Source organism: Desulfurivibrio modestus (assembly GCF_044068625.1).
In the GTDB taxonomy this organism is placed as follows: Bacteria; Desulfobacterota; Desulfobulbia; order Desulfobulbales; family Desulfurivibrionaceae; genus Desulfurivibrio.
Genome location: NZ_JBIPKH010000006.1, coordinates 104861 through 122799, shown reverse-complemented (window position 1 = coordinate 122799; position 17939 = coordinate 104861). Strand labels below are relative to the sequence as shown.

Here is a 17939-nt window from a genome sequence, read left to right as displayed (position 1 = left end):
TTCCGGCATGACCAGCAACAAAAAAAGCGCTGCCCCCCCTAAAGCGGCCGGCAAGGCCGCCGGCACCACCCGCCGTAAACAGCCACGCGCCTTGAACAAATACGAAGAGCCCGATGACGACCAGGCCATCAACGAACCGGCGGCCTGGCTGGGTTCCGATCCCGACCGGGAGCTGGAGATCCCCCGAGAGCGCGATGCCGCCCGGCTGGCCGACGAAGAGGGCGCCCCATCCCGTCCGGAACCGGCGAGCGGGGACAACGACGCTGATGATTACGAGGACAGCGGCGACCTTTACGCCTGGCCGGGGGAGAGCGGCGGTGAGCAGATCGACCCGGTGAAAGTCTATCTGCAGGAGATGGGCTCGGTGGCCCTGCTGAGCCCCGATGAGGAAGTTGCGGTGGCCCGGGAGATTGAAAAGGGCGAAACCCTGACCCAGGAGGTTCTGCTCACCGCACCGCCGGCCCTCTCCTATCTGCAGGGGATGGTGGAGAAGCTTGGCGCGGGCAAGAAGCAGATCGGCGACCTGCTCCGGGGCCTGGATGAAAGCGACAAGAAGGTCCTGGAACAGGCCCGGACAGATTTCTGCTGGCAGGTTGAGGAGGCGGGGCGGCTGGCCCGGGAGAGCGCCGAACTGCGCCGGGATCTCCTCGAATGCCCGGGCGGGGCCAATGAGAGCGAGGTGCGCAAGCTGCGCGCCCGGATCAACCGCAACAGCAAGGCCCAAAGTAACCTGTTCGCCAAAAGTCGCTTGAGCGCCAAACACCTGCAAGCCATGGCCAATCGCTTGCGCCGGCTGGAAAAGAGCTGCCAGCAGGAGCGAGCCGCCCTGGCGGAGGCGGAGCTGCCGGCCTGGCGCAAGCGCTGCCTGGAAAAACATGGGCTCGATCACGACGGGCTCAAAACCGTTCTGCAACAGGTCGGCCACGGCGAAGAGGTGAGCCGGGAGGCCAAGAATCGCCAGGTGCAGGCCAACCTGCGGCTGGTGGTCAGCGTGGCCAAGAAATATGCCGGCCGCGGCCTGCAGCTGCTGGACCTGATCCAGGAGGGCAATATCGGGCTGATGAAGGCGGTGGAGAAATTTGAATACCGCCGGGGTTACAAATTCAGCACCTACGCCACCTGGTGGATCCGCCAGGCGGTGACCCGAGCGATTGCCGACCAGGGCCGGACCATCCGGATTCCGGTCCACATGATCGACACCATCAACCGGATGCTCAAGGGGGCCAAGGAGTATCAGCGGCAGCACGGCCGGGAACCAACCCCCGATGAGATGGCCGAACACCTGGGAGTTGATCTGGCCAAGGTCAAGAGTGTGCTGAAAATCGCCAAGGAACCGCTCTCCCTGGACACCCCGGTGGGCAGCGGCGAAGACAGCTTCCTCTCCGACTTCATTGAGGATGCCGATTCCACCGCCCCCGATGAAGCCACCATCTATGACAACCTGCGGGCCAATCTGGGCCGGGTCTTGAAGACCCTGACCCCCCGGGAAGAGAAGGTGCTGCGGATGCGTTTCGGGCTGGACACCTCCCTGGACCTGACCCTGGAGGAGGTGGGCGAAAGTTTCGCGGTCACCCGGGAGCGGATTCGCCAGATCGAGGCCAAGGCCCTGAAAAAACTGCAGCACTCCTCCCGGCGTAGCCAGCTCTCCCCCTTTTATGACGACTGAGCCGGATCAACATCTGCTGGCCTGGCTGACCCTGGCCCACACCCCCGGGCTCGGGCTGACGGGGGCCCACCGGCTGCTCGGCCACTATGGTGGGGTTGAAGCCATACTCTCCGCCGAAGCCCGGGAACTGCAAACCCGAACCGGCCTGAGAGCCGCGGCGGCCCAGGCCCTGGCCAGACAGACCGCCCGGCCCAAAGCCCAAAAGGAGCTGGCCCGAGTCCGGCGGTCCGGCTACCACTGCCTGCCCTGGGATGATCCCGCCTACCCGGCCCTGCTGCGGGAGATCAGCGACCCACCCCTGGTCCTCTACGGCCGGGGCGACCTGCAGGCTCTGGCCCCGGGGGGGATGGCGGTGGTGGGCGCCCGGGCGGCCACGGTTTACGGACAAAAGATCGCGGCCGGCATGGCGGCGGGATTGGTCGCCGCCGGTTTCACCGTGGTCAGCGGCGGGGCCCTGGGGATCGACAGCGCCGCCCACCAGGGGGCCCTGGGGGTTAAGGGCGGTCGCACGGTGGCGGTGCTGGGCTGCGGGCTGGATATCGTCTACCCCCCGCAGAACGGCAAGCTTTTTGCCGAGATCGCCCGCAACGGCCTGCTCTTGAGCGAATACCCCCCCGAGACCCCGCCCGAACCCTTTCGCTTTCCCGCCCGCAATCGCATCATCAGCGGGATCAGCTCCGGCTGCGTGGTGATCGAGGCCGCCCGCCGCAGCGGCTCGCTGATCACCGCCGAACTGGCCCTGGAACAGGGCCGGGAGGTTTTCGCGGTCCCCGGTCGGGTGGATACCGGCAAAAGCGAAGGTTGCCATCGCCTGATCCAGGAGGGGGCCAAGCTGGTGCACCGAGTGGAGGATATCCTGGGGGAGATGGCCGCCTCCCCCCTGGCGGCCGGAGGGGAAACCCCACCGGCAACAGGGCGACCCGACGACTCTCCCGTCGGCGAGGAAGAGCGCCAACTGCTGGCCGCCCTGGACGCTTACCCCCGCAATATTGAAGAGATTATCGCCGCCTGCCCCCTGCCGGCCCACCGGATCAACGCCCTGCTGCTGGAGCTGGAGCTGCAGGGCCGGGTGGAAAGCTCCCCGGGGCCACAGTATCGCCTTAACGGTTAAAAAGCGCGCCTACCAACCAACGGCAGCAACCCCGACAATCATCACTTGACAGTCGGCAGCTGACGGTTTATCGGTCTTCGGGACTAATTTGCGGCCCTCGGCCACCATGCCACTAAAATGAGAGCGTTAATTAATGGGAAAATCACTGCTGATCGTTGAATCGCCGGCCAAGGCGCGTACTTTACAGAAATACCTGGGGCGGGAGTTCACGGTAAAGGCCTCCGTGGGCCATATTCGCGATCTCCCGGTTAAAACCCTGGGGGTGGACATCGATGATGACTTCGCCCCCCAATACGTGACCATCAAGGGCAAGGCCAAGGTGATCAGCGACCTCAAAGCCGCCGCCAAGGGGGTCGACCAGATTTTTCTGGCCCCCGACCCCGACCGCGAAGGGGAGGCGATCGCCTTCCATATCGCCGAATCCCTCAAGTCGCTGAAAAAACCCATTCATCGGGTGCTGTTCCACGAACTGACCAAAAAGGCGGTGCTGGCCGCCCTGGAGAAGGCCGGCGAGGTCGACCGTCATCTCTTCGAGGCCCAGCAGGCCCGCAGGGTGCTGGATCGCCTGGTGGGCTACCAGATCTCGCCCCTGCTCTGGGACAAGGTGCGGCGAGGACTGAGTGCCGGCCGGGTGCAGTCGGTGGCGGTGCGGATGATCTGCGAACGGGAGCAGGAGATCGAACGCTTTGTCTCCGAGGAATACTGGTCGATCCAAACCAGCCTGGCCGGCCCCACCCCCCCGCCGTTCATGGCCATGCTGGAAAAGGTCGCCGGCAAAAAGCTGGACAACCGCAAGCAGAAAATCGCCGACCAGGCGGCGGCGGATAAGCTGGTGGCCGAACTCAAAGGGGCCCGGCTCACCGTGGCCGGGGTCGAGAAAAAACAGAAAAAACGCCAGCCCAGCCCCCCCTTCATCACCAGCACCATGCAGATGGACGCCAACCGCAAGCTGCGCTTTTCGGCCAAGAAAACCATGACCCTGGCCCAGCGCCTCTATGAGGGGATCGATCTGGGCCAGGAGGGCCCCGTGGGCCTGATCACCTATATGCGAACCGACTCCACCCGGATCAACGACGAGGCCCTGGACCAGGCCCGGGAGTATATCGAGACCACCCACGGCCCCGATTACCTGCCGGCCAAGCCGGTGCGCTACAAAACCGGCAAAGCCGCCCAGGACGCCCACGAGGCGGTGCGGCCCACCGATGTCAAACTCACCCCGGAACGGCTGGCCAAACTGCTGGACAAGGATATGCTGGCCCTCTACACCCTGATCTGGAAGCGTTTCGTGGCCTGCCAGATGGCTCCCGCCCTCTACGACCAGACCAGTATCCGGGTGGCCGCCGGCCCCCACGAGCTGAAAGCCACCGGCTCCATCATGCGTTTTCCCGGCTTCATGACCCTGTACGTCGAGGCCGAGGAGGATAATCCGGAAACCGGCGACAAACAGGGGGGGGACGACGCCCTGCTCCCCGACCTCCAGGAGGGGCAGAGCCTGACGCTTAAGGCGATCACCCCCAAACAGCACTTCACCCAGCCGCCGCCCCGCTACACCGAGGCCACCCTGGTCAAGGCCCTGGAGGAGAACGGGGTGGGGCGGCCCAGCACCTATGCCGCCATTATCTCCACCATTCAGGAGAAGGAGTATGTCCAACTGGCCCAACGCAAGTTCGCCCCCACCGACCTGGGCAAGGTGGTCAACGAACTGCTGGTGGCCCACTTTCCCAAGGTGATCGACGCCGATTTCACCGCCACCCTGGAAAAGGAGCTGGACGAGATCGAAACCGGTAAGATCGCCTGGGTTAAGGTGCTGCGCGATTTTTACGGGCCATTCAAGGAAAACCTGGAACAGGCCAAGGAGGAGATGAAATCGGTCAAGCACAGCGCCGTGCCCACCGGCCTCTCCTGCCCCCTCTGCCAGGGAGAGCTGCTGATCAAGTGGGGCAAGAACGGCGAATTTCTGGCCTGCGAGAAGTACCCCGAATGCAAGCATACCCAGGATTTCACCCGTGATGAGGAGGGCAAGATCCAGCCCCTGGAACGGGAAACCCCCGAGGAATCGGGGGAAACCTGCGAAAAATGCGGCAAGCCCATGGTTTACAAACAGGGGCGCTTCGGAAGGTTTTTGGCCTGTTCCGGTTATCCCGCCTGCAAGAACGTCAAGGCGATCAGCACCGGCGTCCCCTGCCCGGAACCCGGCTGCGACGGCGAGATCGTCCAGAAGGTCTCCAAGCGGGGCAAGGTATTCTACAGTTGCAACCGCTACCCCGCCTGCACCTTCGCCCTCTGGGACAAGCCGGTGGCCCGCCCCTGCCCGATCTGCGGATCCCCTTACCTGCTGGAAAAGGGCGGTAAAAAGGGAACCCGCCTGGTCTGCCCCGATAAAACCTGCCGCTACGCCGAAAAGGCCGAAGAGGAGGAGTAGGTTAAAAAATGGGTGATTTACCGCTTTTTGTGGTTATAATACACTCGTGCGGTTTGAACTGAACAAAGGGAGGTCGTGATGGTTTCCGGGATCCACTCAGCGCTGTCCGGCCTGCTGGCGTTGCAGAAAAAAACAGCGGCCACGGCCCATAACACCGCCAACGTCAACACTGACGGCTACAAGAAGGTGCGGGTGACCCTGGCCGAGACCACCCCGCCGGGCGGGGTGGCAGCCCGGGCGGAGGTGGTGACCACCCCCGGCCCGCTGGTTCAGGAGCAGACCGCCGCCGGCCCGGAGCTGGTGGAAAAATCCAACGTCGATCTGGCCGAGGAGCTACCCAACCTGATGCTCAGTCGCCGTCACTACCAGGCAAATCTCAAGGTCGTCCAGACCGAAAATGAGCGCCTGGGCTATCTGCTCGACATCAAAAGCTGACTCCCCACAAAATCAAGCAACCAACCGGGTGAACCGGTAAATGGTGCCGGCCGAGAGCTCATTGACGATGGGTGATCCGACCGGCCAGCAGGGTGAGGATCGCCTTGCCCTCCAGCTCCCAGTCCAGAAAGGGGGAGTTGCGGCTCCGCGACTTGAGATCAGCGGCCCGGAAGATAAATTTACGCTGGGGATCGATCAGGGTCAGGTCGGCGGGCTCGCCCACCGCCAGGCGGCCGCCGGGCACCCCGAGAATCCGGGCCGGGTTGGTGGAGAGCAACTCCACCAGGCGCAGGGGCGTGATCACCCCCTCCCTGACCAGGGCCAGGCTCAGGGGCAAAGAGCTTTCCAGGCCGATGATCCCATTGGCGGCCAGCTCAAATTCCAACTCCTTTTCCAGGCCGCTGTGGGGGGCATGGTCGGTGGCGATGGCATCCAGGGTGCCGTCGGCCAGCGCCGCCTTGAGCGCCGCCCGGTCGGCGGCGCCGCGCAGGGGCGGATTCATCTTGGCCCGGGTGTCATAATCCCCCACCGCCTCTTCGGTCAGGGTGAAATAGTGGGGGGCGGTCTCCGCCGTCACCTTCACCCCCCGCTCCTTGGCCCGGCGAATAAGGGCCACCGCCTCGCCGGTGGAAACATGGGCGAGATGGAGCGGCCGGCCGGTATATTCGGCCAGGGCCAGATCACGGTAGATCATGATCTCCTCGGCCACCGGCGGGATCCCCCGCAAGCCCAGGCGGGTGGAGATCTCCCCCTCGTTCATCGCCCCGTTGCGGCTTAAACTCTCATCCTCGGGGTGGCTGATCAGCAGCAAACCGTGATCACCGGCATATTCCAGGGCCCGCCGCATCAACTGGCTGTTGCTCACCGGGCAGCCGTCATCACTCACCGCCCGGACCCCGGCCCGGGCCAGCTCACCAAAGGGAGCCAGGGTCTCCCCCTTGCTGCCCAGACTGATCGCCCCCACCGGGTAAACCCGGGCGGAGGCCTGGGCCGCCGCCGCCATGATCAGGGCGGTCACCGCCGGGCTGTCGTTCACCGGCCGGGTGTTGGGCATGCAGGCCACGGCGGTAAAGCCGCCGGCCGCCGCCGCCGCCGTGCCGCTGGCGATGGTCTCCTTGTGTTCGTCGCCGGGCTCCCGCAGATGGACATGGAGATCGATCAGGCCAGGGGTCAGCCAGCAGCCGCTGCCATCGATCCGCTCCAGCTCGGCGGGCAGGGCCGCCCCAGCGGGCGCTCCTTTTCCCAGCATGGCGATTTGACCATCCCGGACCAGCAGATAACCGGTCCCATCCAGGCCGGAGGCCGGGTCCAGCAGCCGGGCGTTCTCAATCAAGATCGGGGTTTCCATCCTCACCTCTTTTGCCATCGCCTATTCTCCACCCATGATCAGGTAGAGCAACGCCATCCGCACCGCCACCCCGTTGGTCACCTGATCGAGAATCACCGAGCGGGGACCGTCGGCCAGGCCGGGGTCCAACTCCACCCCGCGGTTGATGGGACCGGGATGCATGATGATCGCGTCGGGGCTGGCCAGCTCAATAATTTCCGGGGTGATCCCATAAAATATGGCGTATTCGCGCAAGGAGGGCAACAGGGGGTCCAACTGGCGCTCCTGCTGAATCCGGAGGGTCATCACCACATCGGCATCCCGCACCGCCTCCCGTACCGACGGGCAGACCATCGCGCCCATGGCGGCGATTCCCGGCGGAATCAGGGTGGCGGGTCCGGCCACCCTGACCTGGGCCCCCATCTTGCTGAAACCGATGATGTTGGAGTGGGCTACCCGGCTGTGGGTGATATCCCCGATGATCGCCACCTTCAGCCCCGCGATCTCCCCTTTGTGCTCCCGGACCGTCATCAGGTCCAGCAGGGCCTGGCTGGGGTGTTCGTGGGCCCCGTCGCCGGCGTTGATCACCGAAGCCCCGATATGGCGGGCCAGCAGGCCCGGCGAACCGGAGCGGGAGTGGCGGATAATAATGCAGTCGGGGTTCATGGCCGCCAGGTTGCGGGCGGTATCGACCATGGTTTCGCCCTTGACGGCGCTGCTGCCGGCACTGGAGATATTGAAGGTGTCGGCGCTCATCCGCTTGGCCGCGATCTCAAAGGAGAGGCGGGTACGGGTGCTGGGCTCGAAGAAGAGGTTGATCACCGTCTTGCCCCGCAGGGTCGGCACCTTCTTGATCGAGCGCTGGGAGATCTCCTTGAAGGATTCGGCGGTCTGGAGAATAAAATCGATTTCGGGGGCGGCCAGCTGCGCCAGGCCCAGGATATGTTTGTGGGGAAAAAGCTGCCCGCTGCTCATCTTATCCCCCCGTTCACTGAATCCCCCGGCCCAGCCGCCGCCAGCGGACCCGGTGGTTGTCCCGATCCCAGGACCAGTAGAGGATGAAGGCTTTGCCCTTCAAAGCGCTATTCTCCACCATCCCCCAAAACCGGCCGTCATGGCTGTTGTCGCGATTATCGCCCATGACGAACAGCTCCCCGGGCCCCACGGTCACCGGCCCGAAGTTGTCCCGGGGCTGACGATTCGCCGGCAGAATCTCGGCGTCCAAAAAAACCGCCTTGGGGTCATCGAGGGGCACCCCGTCGATATAGACCCGTTTGTCACGGATCTCCACGATCTCGCCGGGCAGGCCGATCACCCGCTTGATATAATCCTGGCTGGGATTCTGGGGATACTTGAAGACCACCACATCATAGCGCTCCGGCTGGCGGATCTCGACCCAGACCTCCCCGCTGAAGGGATTACGGACCCCGTAAATAAACTTGCTCACCAGCAGATGGTCGCCGACCAGCAGGGTCGGCTCCATGGAGCCGGAAGGGATCTTGAAGGCCTGGACCACGAAGGTGCGGATAAACAGGGCCAGGAGCAGGGCGATGATGATGGCCTCGGCATACTCGCGAAAAACCGATTTGGTTTTCCCCGCCGATTCCCGGGTTGTTTCGGCCAAACCACTTCCTCCCCTGCTGGTGTTGCCGGCTGCGCCGGTACGGCTTCCTTAAACCTGTGCTGATATACCGCAAAGCTGATAAAAAGACAAGCAAGCGATGGCCGACTGACAACAATATGGCTGACATATTCAGCTTTCTGCTTGACATCGCTACGCTTTTATGTCCTTAATACGTAAACGGCCATGGTTGGGGGTGTTATTATCGTCCCGATCTGGCGGGTTTTAACCGGAAAATGGGGAAAAAGGACAAAACGGGAAGGGAATCAAAACCGCCAATGGCCCTCAAAATGCCGCAACTTAAGCTCAGTTTGCCCTCCCTCGGCGGCCTGACCAGCCGCTTCTCCCTGCCGTTCATGGCCCGGGGCGAGGCCCTGGCCCTGGGCCTGGACATCGGATCCCACGCCGTGAAGGCCTGCGAGTTGCAACGCAGCGGCTCCGGCTACCTGCTGAAAAGTTTGGGCAGCGCCCTGATGCCCCCCGACACCATCGAAGATGGCGCCCTGGTGGAGCCGGCGGCGGTGGCCAAGGTGATCGGCAACCTGCTGAGCAACCTGGGCAGCCGGAACAAAAAGGTGGCCATCTCCGTCTCCGGCTACTCGGTGATCGTTAAAAAGATCAACCTGCGGGTGATGAGCAGCCAAGAACTGGAGAAACATCTCCACGAAGAGGCGGAACAGTATATTCCCTTCGACATCGACGACGTTTACCTGGACTGCCAGGATCTCCACACCAACATCGGCGAAGAAGATCACACCGATATCATGCTGGTGGCGGCCAAGAAGGAGCTGGTGGACGGCTACCTGGGCATGCTGGAAGAGCTGGGGCTGGAGACGGTGGTGGTGGACGTGGACGCCTTTGCCCTGGAAAACGCCTTCGAGGCCGCCGGCGGCCCCAACGAAAGCGCGGCCCTGGTCGATATCGGCGCTTCCAAGATGAATATCAATATAATATCCGGCGGCACCTCGGCCCTGGCCCGTGACGTGATCCTGGGGGGCCGGCAGCTCACCGAACAGATCCAGCGGGCTTTGGATATCTCTTTTGAGGAGGCCGAGGAGATCAAGCTGGGCCTGACCCCGGCGCCGGAAAATGCCCGGCAGCGGGTGGAAAAGATAGTCCTGGAAGCCAGCCGCCAGTGGAGCGCCGAGATCAAGCGGGCCCTGGACTTTCACCAGACCACCAGCCCCGAGCAAACGGTGGAGCGGATCGTTCTTAGCGGCGGCGGAGCCAATATTGCCGGGCTGGCCGAGCTTTTCAGCCAGGAAAACAACATCCCCACCACCATTTTCAATCCCTTCGCCCGCGCCCTGGTGGACCAGAAGCGCATCGACCCGGCCTATCTCCAGGCCGTGGCTCCGTCAATGGCCCAGGCCGCCGGCCTGGCCACCAGACTGGTGGAGTTTTAGGGAGCCGCCATGATCAAAATCAACCTGCTACCCATCAAAGAGCTTAAGCAACGGCGGCGGCGGCGCCAGGAGCTTTTTTTCCTGGTCGGCTCCCTGGCGGTTTTGCTGCTGCTGCTGGCCATGGCCGCCCTGACGCTCAACGCCCAGATCAACGGGCTCAAGGCTGAGATCGTCGAGCTGGACCGCCAGAAGGCCTCCCTCCAGTCGATCCAACGCCAGATCACAGCCCTGCAGCGGCAACAGGAAGCCCTGGAGACCAAAATCAGCGCCATCAGAACCCTGCGCACCCACTCGCAACTTCCCGTGCGAGTGCTGGATGAGATCAGCAACCGCACCCCATCCCAGCGGATGTGGCTCAACTCCCTGCGCCTGGCCGGCAACACGCTCACCATCGCCGGAGTGGGGCTGGATAACCCCACCATCGCCCAGTATATGCAAACTCTGGAACGCTCTCCCTATTTCGCCGGGGTCGATCTGGCCAGCACCGCCCAAACCGATATCGGGGGCCAGAAGCTCAAAACCTTCTCCCTGACCATCAGGGTCACCCCGCCGGCCCAGGAAGCACCGGAGGGGGAGGGAGCGCAATGATGAAACTTAATCCCCAAATGTTGCTGAAAAAGCTGGACGGGCTGCTGGAAACCTGGACCGCCAGGCTGACCAAGGTCCATAAACTGCTGATCTTGGCGGCGGTCTGGGCGGTGCCGGCGGCCGCCTTCATCCTGCTGGTTTTCATGCCCAAAACCGAAGAGATGGGCCAACTGCGGGACCGGATCAGCCGCTTGAACAATGAGATAAGCGGGCTGCGGACCGTGGCCGCCCAGCTCGACCAGCACAAGGCGAAAATGGCCGAGGTGGAGGAGCATCTCCGGATCGCTTCCCTGCTGCTCCCCGAAGAGAGGGAGATTCCCCATCTGCTGACCAACATCTCCAACCTGGGCACCGATGCCGGCCTGGACTTCATTCTGTTCCGGCCGCAAGCCGAGGTGCGCAAGGAGTTCTACGCGGAAATCCCGGTTGATATTTCAGTTCGCGGCCCCTACCACCAGGTCGGGAATTTCCTGGACCAGATCAGCAAACTGCCGCGGGTAGTCACGGTCAGCAACCTCAACATGGGTTCCCCCAGCCCGGCCGGGGGAATCATGAACCTCAGCACCACCTTTACCCTGCTGACCTACCGCTTTATCGAGCCGGAACCGGAACCGCCGCCCCAGGCCCGGCAACCGACCAGAAGACGATGAGACGGCATATGGCGCTTAACAGAGAAAGAAGCGGCGGGATCACCGCCCTGATCGTAGCCCTGCTGCTCCTTTGGCCCGGGGCCGGCCTGACCCAAAGCCTGGAGGCGGCCCCGGGGGAAGAACCGTCCCGGCACCCCCCCCTCTCTTTGCTGGAGGAGTTGCAGCTTGGCCCCGACCCCTTTTTCTATCGCCAGACCGGCCGGCCCGACCCCTTCATGCCTTTTGTCACCATCCGTCCCCCCGCCTCCCCGGCCCCCGGCGACCCGGACAAACCCGAGGCGGAGGTTTTAACCGGCCTGCGCCGCTTCGAGCCCGAACAACTTACCCTCACCGCCATCGTCATGAGTGACAAAGCGCCCCTGGCCATGGTCGAGGACAGCACCGGTTACGGCCATATCATCCGGCGGGGCAGCGCCATCGGTCGCAGCGGCCGGGTGGAAAGGATCGCCGCCGATCGGGTTATCATTCGTCAGGAGCTCGTCACCCTGACGGGAGAGCAGGAATATCGCACCATCGAACTGGTGCTAACGAGAGAGGGAGAGGATAAATAATGAAGCGTTTCCCCTTTTGGCTGCCGGCGTTGCTCATCGCCGTCCTGGCCGGGGCTTTGCTGGGCGGCGTCTCCGCCCAAGCCACGACCAACGGCGAAACCTACACCATCAGCTCCTTGACCCTGGAAGGGGATCAGGACGAGCTGCGCCTTAAAATCTCCGGGGACGCCCCCCCCACCTACACGGCCTACCGCCTTTTCGATCCCCCCCGACTGGTGATCGACATTGCCGACGCCCGCCTGCCCGAGGAGACCATCTTCCCCGCCGGCCTGCCGCAGGGACCGGTGCGCCAGGTAGTGGGGCGGAGCTTTGGCGATCAGCAGCTCACCATCGTTCGGCTGGAGATCATGCTGGCTGAGGACCCGGAGTATAACACCACCCGCCGGGATCACGATATCGTGGTCACCTTTTCCGGTCACCAGCCCAGCGAAGCGGGGAAAAAGGCGGAAACCTCCGCCCCCAAAAAGATCCTGCCCGCCGCCGACGACGCGGCCGCCCAGGCGGAAGCGGAAATTGAAGCGGAAACCGAACCCGAGGCGGTGGCCGCCATCATCGCCGACCTGCGGGGGAAACGTCACGCGGGGGTGGTGGAGGCCGTCCGGCCCCGTATCCCCTCCCTGGAATTCCACGCCGGAGCCCGGTCCTTGCCCCCCGTAGCCAAGCCGGAGCCCAAGGCCGAAGCCCCGGTCAAGCGTATCCCCACCCCAGCGGCAGCGGTGGCACCGATTCTCGGTGAAAAGGTCGCCCACAAGGTGAACGTCGAATTTTTCAAAAGCGATCTCCACAACGTTTTCCGCTTTTTCGGCGAGATCAGCGGCCAGAACATCGTGGTGGACGAGGCGGTGAGCGGCCAACTCACCTTGACCCTGCGGGATGTCCCCTGGGACTTCGCCCTGGATATCGTGCTGAACCTGAAGGATCTGCGCAAGGAAGAGCGCCACAACACCATCGTCATCTCTCCCCGGGCCAAGGCCTTTGTCTGGCCGGAAAGGGCCGCCGATCAGCTGACCATCCGGGCCGACGGCACCCTGGCCGCCCCGGAAGCCCTGACCGTGCGCCAGCGCCTGGAAGTGCCCAAAGAGCGCCTGGAAGCCCGGGATCTGCTGCGGGAGGGCTCGGCCCTGGAGCAGCGGGGCGAACATGAACGGGCCCTGATCGCCTACGAACGGGCCCTGCAACTGTGGCCGGAAAACTCGGAACTGGCAACCAGGGCGGCCAAGATCAGTCTGCTGCACCTGAGCAATAATGCCCGGGCCCTCAATCTGGCCACCATCGCCCTGCGTCATGACGCGAAAAACGACCGGGCCGCCCTGCTGGCCGCCGTGGCCGCGGCCAATATGCAACGGGCGGTGGAAGCCAAAAAATACTTTGACCAGTCCATCAGCCAGCCGCAACCGGCCGCCGAAGCCCTGATCAGCTACGCCGCCTTTGCCGAGGAGTATGACAGCCCCCATGGCGCCCTGGCCCTGCTGGAGCGCCACCGCCAACTGTTCGGCGACAACCTGGACACCATGATCACCCGGGCCCGGCTGCACCAGAAGATCGGGGATGGGGACGCGGCCCGCCAGGAGTACCATGCCATCCTGTTTTCCGGTTACGAACTGCCAGATGATCTGCGCCGGTATATCCAGGCGACCATCGCCGCCGAAGGAGAGTAGAGGAGAATATTATGCAATTGAAAAGCACCTTCACCACGGGCATTCTGCTTATGAGTACCCTGGCGCTGGGCTTGAGCGCCTGCGCCTCCAAGGCTCCCGAGCAGCCGGTGGAGCGGGCCGCGCCGGCGGCGGTGGAAGCCCCGACCCCGGTGGACAGCAGCCAGCTGCCGGCCCGCTTCCAGCGGCCGACTTATCAGATCCAGGCCACCGGCCCGGCCACCGCCCTGACCGCCGAAGAAACCCCCAGCTTTCCGGTGGGGGCCGATATCTCCTCCACCACCGGCCCGGTGCCCCTGCGCGACATCCTGCGGCGTTTGGCGGCCATGAAAAAGATGAATGTCAGCTGGGCCAGCGATGTTGACCGGGAACGTATGGTCGATGTCGACATCCAGGCCGAAGATGATTTTTTTGAGGCCATCGACAACCTCCTGCGCCAGGTCGATTACTTCCACGAGCTGCAACGCAACACCATCGTGGTCAAGTACCGGGAGACCAAGCGATTCCAAATCCCCATGCCCGCCACCGCCTCCACCTACAGCTCGGCGGTGGGCGGCGATGTGCTGGGGGCCGGCGGCGGCTCCGGCTCCCTGGAAGGCAATATCAAGCTGACCAGCAACGACAACCGCTTCGATATCTGGGAAAATATCCGCCAGAGCCTGGACCAGCTCCTGGGGATCTGGGAAGAGACCGTGCCCCTGCCGGCGGCCGACGGTGAAGGCACTCCGGGATCCACCACCCGCCGCAACGTCCAGGGCGGCAAGGGCTACTACAACATCGACCGCCATATCGGCCAGATCACGGTCACCGCCCCCCGACCCCTGGTGCAGCAGATCGAGGCCTACCTTGACAGCCTGCAAACCCAGCTTTTCCGCCAGGTTACCATCGAGGCCAAGATTATCGAAGTCGCCCTGGGGGACGAGCATAAAACAGGGATCGACTGGAGCGGGGTGCTGAGTGGCAAATTTCTCAACTTCGAGATCTTCGGACCCAACGGAATCATCTACCCCTGGGATGCCGCCGGCAGCGGGGTGACCCAGACCACCATCGGCCCCAACCCCTTTCAACTGCTGATGGACGCCATCGAGGAGCAGGGGCAGAGCAACGTGCTGGCCAACCCCCGGATCAGCGTCTTGAACGGCCAGCCGGCCATGATCACGGTGGGGGAGACCTTCAGTTACATCGCCGAGGTAACCACCACCGTCACCGACGGGGTGGCCACCCAGTCGGTGACCACCGAGACGGTGATGTCCGGGCTGGGCCTGGCGGTGCTGCCGGTGTTGACCGGGGACAACGAGATCGTGCTCAACCTGACCCCCATCACCTCCAATATTTCCAATATCGATGAACGCTCCTTTGCCGGCCTCACCGTGCAACTGCCCACCATCAGCATCCGGGAACTCAACACCATCGTCCGGATCAAAAGCGGCGACACCCTGATGATCGGCGGCCTGATCGACAACCAGGACCGGGTGGACAGCACCAGAGTGCCGGTTTTGGGCAGCATTCCCTTCCTGGGACGGCTCTTCCGCCACGACGCCAAGGGGGTGCAGAAAAAGGAGCTGGTGATTCTTTTGCAACCCCGGATCATTTGATGACCGCCAATTCTGAGACCATAAGGCCCTTTCATCCCATGCCCAAATCGGAGCATAAAATATGACCCGTACAGCCACCCGTCTGCTGCTCTCGCTGCTGCTCGCCCTCACCTTCGCCTGCGCCAAGACCGACGACGATCTGCCGCCGCCCCCGCCAGAAGATACCCCCGAAGTCGCCGGGATCATCCTGCAAAGTTCCAGCCCCAACCTGCCGTCGGCCGACTCGGTCAACATCACCGCCTTCGTCTATGACCAGAACGGCCAGGTGATGGAGGGGGTCTCCGTCACCTTTGCCGCCAGCAACAGCGGAACCCTGACCGTCGGCAACTACACCACCGATGCCGGCGGGGTTGCCCGGGCGCAACTGTCAACGCCCTACAACAAGGCCAACCGGACCATTACTGTTTCCGCCACCGCCGGCCTGGTCGCCGAGACCATCGATATCCCGGTAATTGGAACCACCCTGGCGATCACCGGTCCCACTTCGGCAATGCTGGACAGTGACGCAACCCTGGAGATCACCGTCCGCGACTCCGCCGGGACCGGCATCTCCGGATTGAACCTGGTCGATATTCCCATCGACCTGACGGTAGTTTCGCTCGCCGGCAACCCGCTCAACTACTTATCCTCAAAAACCGGCGACAACGGCCGGGCGACCATCGAGGTTTCCGTTGACGGCTGGGCCACGGTGGGCGGGGTCGATCTCGATACCATCACGGTGAGCGGGATGGGGGCAACCCCCGTCAGCCACTCCTTCAATATCACCACCGAGTATTTTGTCTTTATCGAACCCAATCCCGCGTCCGAGTCCCGGCCCGAGCTCAATAAAGGCACCCCTTACGACGTTACCGTGATCTGGACCGATGGCGGCGCCCCGGTAGATGGTCAAACCGTAACCTTTTCCACCACCCGCGGCACCTTTGTCGCCAGCGCCACTTTTGTGGCTAGCGCCAACACCGACGCCAGCGGCGAGGCCACGGTGCAGATCACCTCCAACAGCGCCGGATCGGCCACCATCACCGCCAAAAGCTCCACCGGCCTGGTGGCCAAGATCGAGATCCTCTTTGTCGCCACCGTGGCCAATTCCTTGACCCTGCAAGCCAATCCGGCCACAATCGGGATCAATGAGTCCAGCGAGATCCTGGCCGTGGTCCGCGACCCCGACAACAACCTGGTAAAAAACATAGACGTTCATTTTGCAGCCCATGATGCAATTGGAGGTAAGGTAGAACCCTCCCCGGTCACCACCGATGAGTTCGGCCAGGCTAGCACCTACTACATCGCCGGCAATCAAACCAGCGGTCACGAGGAGGTCACCATTGAAGCCAGCGCAGGGAGCTTATTGGCAACGGTTCCCATTACGGTGGCCGGCAAACAGCTCTTTGTCACCCTGGGATTTTCCGACCTTATCGAAGAAGATGCGGGCCTGCGTTACAGGAAAAAGGCCAGCGTCATGGTGGTCGATTCCGCTGCCCACCCCGTGGCCGATACCAACGTGACCCTCTCCCTCTGGCCGACCTATTATCACAAGGGCTTTTTCTACTGGGGGGGCTCGGAGCAGAGCTGGGTGCAGTATGTAACCGCCAGCAACTGTCCCAACGAGGATACCAACCGCAACGGCATCCTTGATGTCGATCTCGGCGAGGATTTCAACAACAACGGCCGGCTCGACCCAGGCGGGGTGGCAACCATTAACGACACGAGCGCGCCTTTTACCGTAACCACCAACGACACCGGCTTTGCCGACTTTTATATCGTTTACTACAAGCAATTTGCCTGGTGGGCCGCCCTGGAGGTGACCGCCACTGTTTCGGTGGAGGGGACCGAGGCGACCGACAAGGCTCAATTCGTGCTGCCGATCGCCCTGCCCGACGTCAAGAGCGAGACATCCCTGGCCGGCCACTACAGCCCCTTTGGGACCTCTAACCAGTGCGACAACAACTATCAGATGACCGCCACGCCGGCCAATCTGGCCGGCAGCGGACCCGTCACCCTCACACTGACAGATATCGTGGCAGCCCACAAGGTGCCGGTCGCAGACGAACCTATTACCGCAACCGTTTATCTGACCCCCGTTGACCCCGCTGCTGTTCCCGCCTTTGATGTGACTCCGGGTACAGGCAACACCAACGAGGATGGCCAATTCACCTCTAATGTCGTTGTCGCAAACGGCCAATCCGGAGATTCCGCCCTGATCTACTACGAGGCCGGAGGCGCGGCAGCCATTGTGGTGGTCGAAATCCCATAGGGTACGGTGTAGCCACCGCCTGGATCGGCATATGCGCAGTGCTGATAACGAAAGAGGCCGAGCAGTTTACTGCCCGGCCTCTTTCGTTATTTATGGATCGGGATGCCGCCCTACTGGGTGGGGGCAGCGGCCTGTTGCTGCTGTTGCTGGCGGCGGGTGTTCTCGTAAAGGCCCAGGAAGTTGACCGGGTCCATCAGGAAGGGGACGAAGCCGCCGTCCACGGTGGCCTGGCTGATGATCTGGCGGGTGAAGGGGAAGAGCAGGGTCGGGCACTCCACGGCCAGCACCGCCGGCATATGCTCGGCCGGGATATGCTGCAGCAGGAAGATGCCGGCATGCTCCAGCTCGATGATGAACATGGTCTTGCCGTTCTGCTGGTTGATCACCTTGGCGGTGATCACCAATGAGACCTCGTAGTTGTCGGCGGCGGCCAACTGCCGGTGGTTAAGCTTCAACTGCACATCCACCTTGGGGTCGGTCCCCTTCTCCATGAAGACTTCGGGGGCCGCCGGATTCTCAAAGGAGAGATCCTTGATGTACATCTTCTGCAGCCGGAATACCGGGGCGTTTGCCTGGGCCTGGCCCTGGGCCGCCCCCTCCTTCTTCTCCTCACTCATCTTGCCGTTCTCCTTGCTGGTGAATTAATCTGCGTTGTCGTCCATCG

General features: G+C 63.0%; 15 protein-coding genes. 11 read left to right on the top strand and 4 right to left on the bottom strand.

Translation table 11 applies throughout. The annotated features are described in order from the left end of the window. Positions 1 to 7 precede the first annotated feature (7 nt). The 4 genes from rpoD to ACHHRT_RS05820 all read left to right on the top strand — a co-directional run bounded on the left by rpoD (position 8) and on the right by ACHHRT_RS05820 (position 5634). Entirely contained in the window at positions 8 to 1666 is a 1659-nt protein-coding gene (rpoD, locus tag ACHHRT_RS05835; protein ID WP_395498656.1) for an RNA polymerase sigma factor RpoD, read from the top strand. Next, entirely contained in the window at positions 1656 to 2777 is a 1122-nt protein-coding gene (gene dprA / locus ACHHRT_RS05830) for a DNA-processing protein DprA (RefSeq protein ID WP_395498654.1), read from the top strand. Before rpoD ends, dprA begins: the two co-directional genes overlap by 11 nt. Positions 2778 to 2910: 133 nt before the next feature. Then, positions 2911 to 5199 carry a type I DNA topoisomerase gene (gene topA, locus ACHHRT_RS05825; protein ID WP_395498652.1) on the top strand — a complete coding sequence of 763 codons (2289 nt, stop codon included), beginning with the start codon at positions 2911 to 2913 and terminating at the stop codon, positions 5197 to 5199. Positions 5200 to 5277: 78 nt separating this feature from the next. Continuing rightward, positions 5278 to 5634: a flagellar basal body rod C-terminal domain-containing protein gene (locus tag ACHHRT_RS05820; protein ID WP_395498650.1), complete on the top strand. Its 357-nt coding sequence runs from the start codon at positions 5278 to 5280 to the stop codon at positions 5632 to 5634. A gap of 58 nt (positions 5635 to 5692) precedes the next feature. Here ACHHRT_RS05820 and ACHHRT_RS05815 read toward each other — a convergent pair whose 3' ends face one another. The 3 genes from ACHHRT_RS05815 to lepB are packed head-to-tail and all read right to left on the bottom strand — an operon-like array spanning position 5693 to position 8585. Then, positions 5693 to 7000 carry a dihydroorotase gene (locus ACHHRT_RS05815; protein WP_395498648.1) on the bottom strand — a complete coding sequence of 436 codons (1308 nt, stop codon included), beginning with the start codon at positions 6998 to 7000 and terminating at the stop codon, positions 5693 to 5695. 3 nt (positions 7001 to 7003) lie between these two features. Continuing rightward, positions 7004 to 7936, bottom strand: coding sequence for an aspartate carbamoyltransferase catalytic subunit (locus ACHHRT_RS05810; protein WP_395498646.1), 933 nt, complete (start codon positions 7934 to 7936; stop codon positions 7004 to 7006). Between the two features lie 13 nt (positions 7937 to 7949). Then, positions 7950 to 8585, bottom strand: coding sequence for a signal peptidase I (gene lepB, locus ACHHRT_RS05805; RefSeq protein ID WP_395498644.1), 636 nt, complete (start codon positions 8583 to 8585; stop codon positions 7950 to 7952). 287 nt (positions 8586 to 8872) lie between these two features. On the opposite strand from lepB, the gene pilM reads away from it, so the two are divergent. The 7 genes from pilM to ACHHRT_RS05770 all read left to right on the top strand — a co-directional run bounded on the left by pilM (position 8873) and on the right by ACHHRT_RS05770 (position 17275). Beyond that, a complete protein-coding gene (gene pilM, locus ACHHRT_RS05800; RefSeq protein ID WP_395498642.1) occupies positions 8873 to 9988 on the top strand; it encodes a type IV pilus assembly protein PilM in 1116 nt (371 codons plus the stop codon). Between the two features lie 9 nt (positions 9989 to 9997). Next, positions 9998 to 10576 carry a PilN domain-containing protein gene (locus ACHHRT_RS05795; protein ID WP_395498640.1) on the top strand — a complete coding sequence of 193 codons (579 nt, stop codon included), beginning with the start codon at positions 9998 to 10000 and terminating at the stop codon, positions 10574 to 10576. Further along, complete coding sequence (locus ACHHRT_RS05790) at positions 10573 to 11226, top strand: type IV pilus inner membrane component PilO (protein ID WP_395498638.1); 654 nt, start codon at positions 10573 to 10575, stop codon at positions 11224 to 11226. Before ACHHRT_RS05795 ends, ACHHRT_RS05790 begins: the two co-directional genes overlap by 4 nt. Before the next feature lie 8 nt (positions 11227 to 11234). Continuing rightward, on the top strand, positions 11235 to 11777 hold the full coding sequence (locus ACHHRT_RS05785; protein ID WP_395498636.1) for a pilus assembly protein PilP: 543 nt from the start codon (positions 11235 to 11237) through the stop codon (positions 11775 to 11777). Then, entirely contained in the window at positions 11777 to 13435 is a 1659-nt protein-coding gene (locus ACHHRT_RS05780) for an AMIN domain-containing protein (RefSeq protein ID WP_395498634.1), read from the top strand. Before ACHHRT_RS05785 ends, ACHHRT_RS05780 begins: the two co-directional genes overlap by 1 nt. Positions 13436 to 13446: 11 nt before the next feature. After that, positions 13447 to 15027: a type II secretion system protein GspD gene (locus ACHHRT_RS05775; RefSeq protein WP_395498632.1), complete on the top strand. Its 1581-nt coding sequence runs from the start codon at positions 13447 to 13449 to the stop codon at positions 15025 to 15027. Positions 15028 to 15088: 61 nt separating this feature from the next. Continuing rightward, complete coding sequence (locus ACHHRT_RS05770) at positions 15089 to 17275, top strand: Ig-like domain-containing protein (RefSeq protein WP_395498630.1); 2187 nt, start codon at positions 15089 to 15091, stop codon at positions 17273 to 17275. 110 nt (positions 17276 to 17385) lie between these two features. Here the strand turns inward: ACHHRT_RS05770 and secB are convergent, their stop codons facing one another. Continuing rightward, positions 17386 to 17892, bottom strand: coding sequence for a protein-export chaperone SecB (gene secB / locus ACHHRT_RS05765; protein ID WP_395498628.1), 507 nt, complete (start codon positions 17890 to 17892; stop codon positions 17386 to 17388). Positions 17893 to 17939: the final 47 nt, after the last annotated feature.